Origin of the sequence: Gordonia cholesterolivorans (assembly GCF_039531975.1) — a bacterium.
In the GTDB taxonomy this organism is placed as follows: domain Bacteria; phylum Actinomycetota; class Actinomycetes; order Mycobacteriales; family Mycobacteriaceae; genus Gordonia; species Gordonia sihwensis.
In genome coordinates, this window is sequence record NZ_BAAARB010000044.1 from 1 (window position 1) to 5,029 (window position 5,029).

The 5,029-nt window shown below is 60.9% G+C and carries 3 protein-coding genes; 2 read left to right on the forward strand and 1 reads right to left on the reverse strand.

The genetic code is table 11. The features are described from left to right. On the forward strand, positions 1-442 hold a 442-nt coding region (locus tag ABFX36_RS18740; RefSeq protein WP_346077783.1), incomplete at its 5' end, for a hypothetical protein. Next, positions 439-3,132, forward strand: coding sequence for an ATP-dependent DNA helicase (locus ABFX36_RS18745; protein ID WP_346077785.1), 2,694 nt, complete (start codon positions 439-441; stop codon positions 3,130-3,132). The genes ABFX36_RS18740 and ABFX36_RS18745, both read left to right, overlap by 4 nt. Positions 3,133-3,319: 187 nt before the next feature. Here the strand turns inward: ABFX36_RS18745 and ABFX36_RS18750 are convergent, their stop codons facing one another. Continuing rightward, a complete protein-coding gene (locus tag ABFX36_RS18750; RefSeq protein ID WP_067476669.1) occupies positions 3,320-4,720 on the reverse strand; it encodes an IS1380 family transposase in 1,401 nt (466 codons plus the stop codon). Positions 4,721-5,029 lie beyond the last annotated feature (309 nt).

The window sequence follows — 5,029 nt, forward strand, 5'->3', positions numbered from 1 at the left end:
CGAACCCCGGCCGAGTACGCTGCCGGATGCACCCACCAACATCACCCTGTGGGCTGCGAGATCGACTGACGATCACAACAAGGAACTGGCTCTAGAACTGCCTGGACCGGTTATCGGGGACCTGCCACTTGAGAACCTGCTCGACCCGGACGCATACAAGCGGGTAGTTGTCAGTCTCATCAATGAGGCTGCCGGCGCTGAGCGCATTACAGTAGCCGATGTTCCGGATTTATCGGACGATGGGACGTCGCTCTGGCCGAAGATCATTAGTGAGTGGGCGAAGGCGAACGGCCATTCGTTGCCGGGGAAGCGGGTCATCGCTAGTCGGCTCGTCGAGGACGGTCTTGCAATCCCGAGCATGCAGGGCAGCGTGATCTTAAAAACCGTGCACGAGGCGTTGACTCGGGCGCTCGATGGAAAGGGTGTGCGGACGGAGGCGTGAGTACCGTTGACCAGCAGATCCAGAGCGCCGCAAATGCGATCTCGTCCAACATCAGTGCGCTAAGCCATGATCGAGCGCTCCTTGCCCAGAATATCCTGAGCCAACTCCGCAACCTGGTCGAGGGAGTCGCGGTCAGGCTCCACGCCGGTCGGGGCGACGTGGAGTTTCAGTATTCGGCAGTGGGCGCAGCCATGTCTCACGTCGGATCGAAGGGGAAAATCAACTTCGTATCGCGGTTTCACAAACTACTGCAGATCAGCACTTCCCACTACACGATGGGCGGCGACCCATCAGAGCGACTCATGCTCAAGTACTACGACTACCTGCATCGCATCCGCAACCTGGCGGACACCCAGCTCGGACTCAACATCCTGAGCAATCTTGAAGACTTTCCCGTCGATCTCGATCCGTCATTGAAGGAGTACCACCAGAAGATCGCCGAACGGATTGTTGCCGTACAAGCTGTGCCGCTCATGGAGCCCCGGAAGGATCGCTATTACATCCACGCGGTGCGCCCGTTCTACGCGAGTGGGCAGGTCTACTACGAGGTGACCTTCTATAACGCCGTCAATCGGGTCAGTAAGTTCGACCGCATCATCGGCTTCACCACCATCGACATCACCGACAAGTACGCGGCAAACCTCGTCCTCGAACGTGACTCGATCGAAGTGCTGGGTCAGACGATGCCAATCACGATTATTCGCGACTGGGAGGTGTCGATTCGTCCGTGTGAGTTCGACAACTTCGCCCGGATATTCGACCAGCAGATCAAGACCTCGACCGGAAGTTCCGAGTATCGGAACCTGATGAAATATCTGACAACGACGACGTCGAGCCTGCTCGACATTGTCGACATGGGAGATGCGCAGTACGACTCGTTGAAAGCGTGGGCCACGAAGAAGTCGCAGCACCCGCGGCTCTTCCCGGTTCTAGACCTAGCACGTCAGGCGGTCCGGTCTGCGAGCCCAGGCTGCAATGTCCTGCGCTATCTGATGTTGCGGATGAACAACCAGATCATCAAACTGCAGCACGCTCATGAGGAGTGTGGTGTGCTGTCGAATCTGCACCTCCAATACGGGTGCAAGCCGTTCGACCGTATGCCGTTCTGCACCTCACTGTTCGGCCACAACCCGCGCTTCGCTGACCTCGCCGAGAGCCTGGACACGACGGGGCGTACCCACGAGCTTCTGGCTCGCCGGGTGAAGACTAATGTCGAGGATCACGGCATGCTCTACACGCCGGTTGCCGATGTCGAGTCACTTGGAGATGTCGACTCGCTGATGGCGGCCTACAACGCGCGGGTGTACTACAGGCACACAGGCCGCACGATGCTGAAGGACAAGGGACACGTCTTCATCAGGGAGTACGAGGACGGCACGGCCGCGATCATCGAAAAGTTGCAGGAGTACGCGGCGGCAGGCATTGCTGGTTACCAAAGCGCGGTCAAACTGTGGCTCGCCCAAACGACTCCGGCTCCGGACGACCCAATCAAGGTCCAAGCTCTCGAAGAGTTGTTCGTCGACTCGCAGGTGGCGCTGATCTACGGGGCGGCCGGTACGGGCAAGTCTACGATGGTCAGCCTGATCGCCAACTATTTCAATGGCAACGAGAAGCTCTTCCTCGCCCATACGAACCCGGCCGTCGATAATCTCAAGCGCCGAGTCAACGCACAGAAGGCAACCTTCCGCACTATCAGCAGTCAAATTGGTCGCGCCGATGCGACTGACTACGACGTGCTGGTCATCGACGAGTGCAGCACGGTCAGCAATTCCGACCTGCTCAAGGTGATCGATCGTACGTCCTTCAAGCTCCTCGTGCTCGTCGGAGACGTCTACCAGATCGAGTCCATCCAGTTTGGCAACTGGTTCGCACTTGCCCGCTCCTTCATACCGGATACGGCGGTGTTCGAGCTGACGACGCCGTTCAGGACTAAGAATGCTGATCTGCTGGACTTGTGGTCGACGGTGCGCGACTTGAAGGAAGACATCGCCGAGACACTCGCCCGCAACAGCTACTCAACGGTGCTGAACGAGAGTCTCTTTCAAGCACAGAGGGACGACGAGATCATCCTGTGCCTGAACTACGACGGCCTGTACGGCATCAACAACGTCAACCGCTTTCTTCAGAGCAGCAACCCCGGTGCCGCGACAACGTGGGGAGCCTCTACCTACAAGGTCGGCGACCCTGTTCTCTTCAATGAGACTGACCGCTTCCGGCCCCTCATCTACAACAACCTCAAGGGAAAGATCGTCGACATTCAGACCTTCCCCGGCCGGGTCCAGTTCGACGTGTCGCTTGACCGCCCGGTGACGGAGTTTGACGTCGATGGCTTCGATCTCAGCTACGTCGAGAACTCGACGATCCGATTCGATGTTTACGAGCGAGGCAGTGGTGACGATGATGACGACTCGACATCCGGGTCGGTGCCGTTCCAGGTCGCCTATGCGGTCTCGATTCATAAGGCTCAGGGCCTGGAGTACGACTCAGTGAAGGTCGTGATTACTGATGCCAATGAGGACGACATCTCGCACAACGTCTTCTACACGGCGATCACCAGGACGCGTGAGCGCCTCCAGATCTTCTGGACGCCGGAAACCGAGCACGCTGTTCTCAATAGCCTGCAGCGGAATGTCAACAAGAAGGACGTAGCACTCCTGATGAAGCGTCGCGGGTTGACCCCGATGCCGTGACAATAGTGATCACGTGGGCGGGCGACTGGAACTTTCGCCCGACTAACCCCGCTGATTCACGGGCCGGTGTGACTGCTGCTGTCGGGTGACGGCGGGCTTGTTTTCGCGTGTGGGCGTGCGTGTGTGCCGGCTGGCGCTGCCGGTGGGCGGGTCTCCGGGTGGTGATGTCGTGGGCGGGCAGGTGAGGTCAGGCGGGTTTTGGGATCGCGGCGATCGTGTTGAACACTGCGACGATGGCGGTGGCCCACGGCCATGTTTCGGGAATCTTCACGCGCCGCCGCCGGCCACTACGGACCAGTCGGGCTGCCACGTGAAGGAAGCGGTAGCGCAGCGCTTTGGGCTCGCACAAGGCCAGAACTGCGGCGTCGCCGGTGCAGGCCAGCATCCGAGTCCACGCCACCAGATCTGCGGCGATCATCACCGCCACCAGCCAAGCCTGGTTGAGAGCGAACTCCCGCGAGGGAAGCCTGCCCAGGCCGGTGTCTTTGGCGTGGCGGATGCGGTCCTCGACCCGGGCGTGAGCCCGATGCCTGGCTTCAAGAAACTGCAGCTGGCCGGTGGCGGTGTTGGTGACAAAAGCCTGGTAGCGCCATCCATCGATCTCCTCGAACATCGACAACTGGGCGCCGGGGTGGGGCCGCTCGCGGCGTACGATCACCCGCATCCCGTCTGGCCACTTTGCGAGCATCCCGGGAGCGAGGAACCCGGTCAGCTCCGCGATGTCGGCCCCGTCGCGGATGTCCCCGTTGGGGTTGAGCGCTGGTCCCCACGCGGCTTCGGGGCAGGTCGCGATGGCCCGGCGAATCGGGGCAGTGATAGCGAAGCCGACCGAGTACTCCACCTGTCGACCACGAACGCGGTTCTGCTCGGTGATCCACTCCAGCAAGTCGTGGGAGGCGCCGGCACCGTCGGAGCGGATCAGCAGATCACGCCGATGACTGGCGGGGATCTGCGCGATGGCCTGGCCCAGGACGTCGATGTGGTCGGCAGCGGTGTTCGACCCGGCGTTGCCCGGGCGCAAGCTCGCGGCGAGAAACTCTTCTGTGTTGTCGCACCACACGCCGATCGGGTGGTACCCGAACGTGCGCTTATATGTCGGAGTTGCATGTTCCTTCTCGCTGTGGGTGACCACGATGGTGGCATCCACATCGAGCACGACCGTCGATCCCAGATCCCGCCCCGCACACGCCGATGCGGGTACTCCGCCGGGCAGTTGGGACCACACGTGCCGCCGCGTGCGGGCACGCGCGACCTGGATCTTCTTGCGCTTGCCGGCAGTGACCTCATCGAGTGTGCGCCACACCGTCGGCGCCGAGGCGACCGGGCCCAGGGCCCCGGATTGGTGGCGCAGGACGCCGATGTCGGAGATGGACTCGCCGCCATCGGCGAGCATCACCGCGGTGTCGATCAGCACACGGCCGCGGTCGTGGATCGGGATGAATTGTCGGCGAGCCATGGCCCCTGACAGCTCGGCGGTCAGACCGACCTGATCAGCCAGAAGTCGAGGCACGATGGCCCCGGCGTGGGCGATCACCCCGACACCATCAGCAGTAACGGACAGACCGGCCGACCACGAAGTACGCTTCACCTACCGAGTGCTTTCTGCTGGAGAACATGGAACCTTAGACAAGTCCCAGTTTCCCCTGCTCAGGAAGCACTTCGGTCTATTTTCGCCCAGCGATCCGCAGATCCCCATGAAACACCCAGGCTAATCGTCAGGCCAACTCGTTAGTCGGCGTGGCAGGTCCCCGATAACCGGTCCAGGCAGTTCTAGCCTCGAAATTTCATCGGGGTGACGTCCTGGCCTGTGCGGTTTCGGATTGATGGTTGTGAGCTGATTGTGCCTGTCGGGTACGACAAGGCCGCCGATCGTCGGATACGTCCGGGTTCCACATCA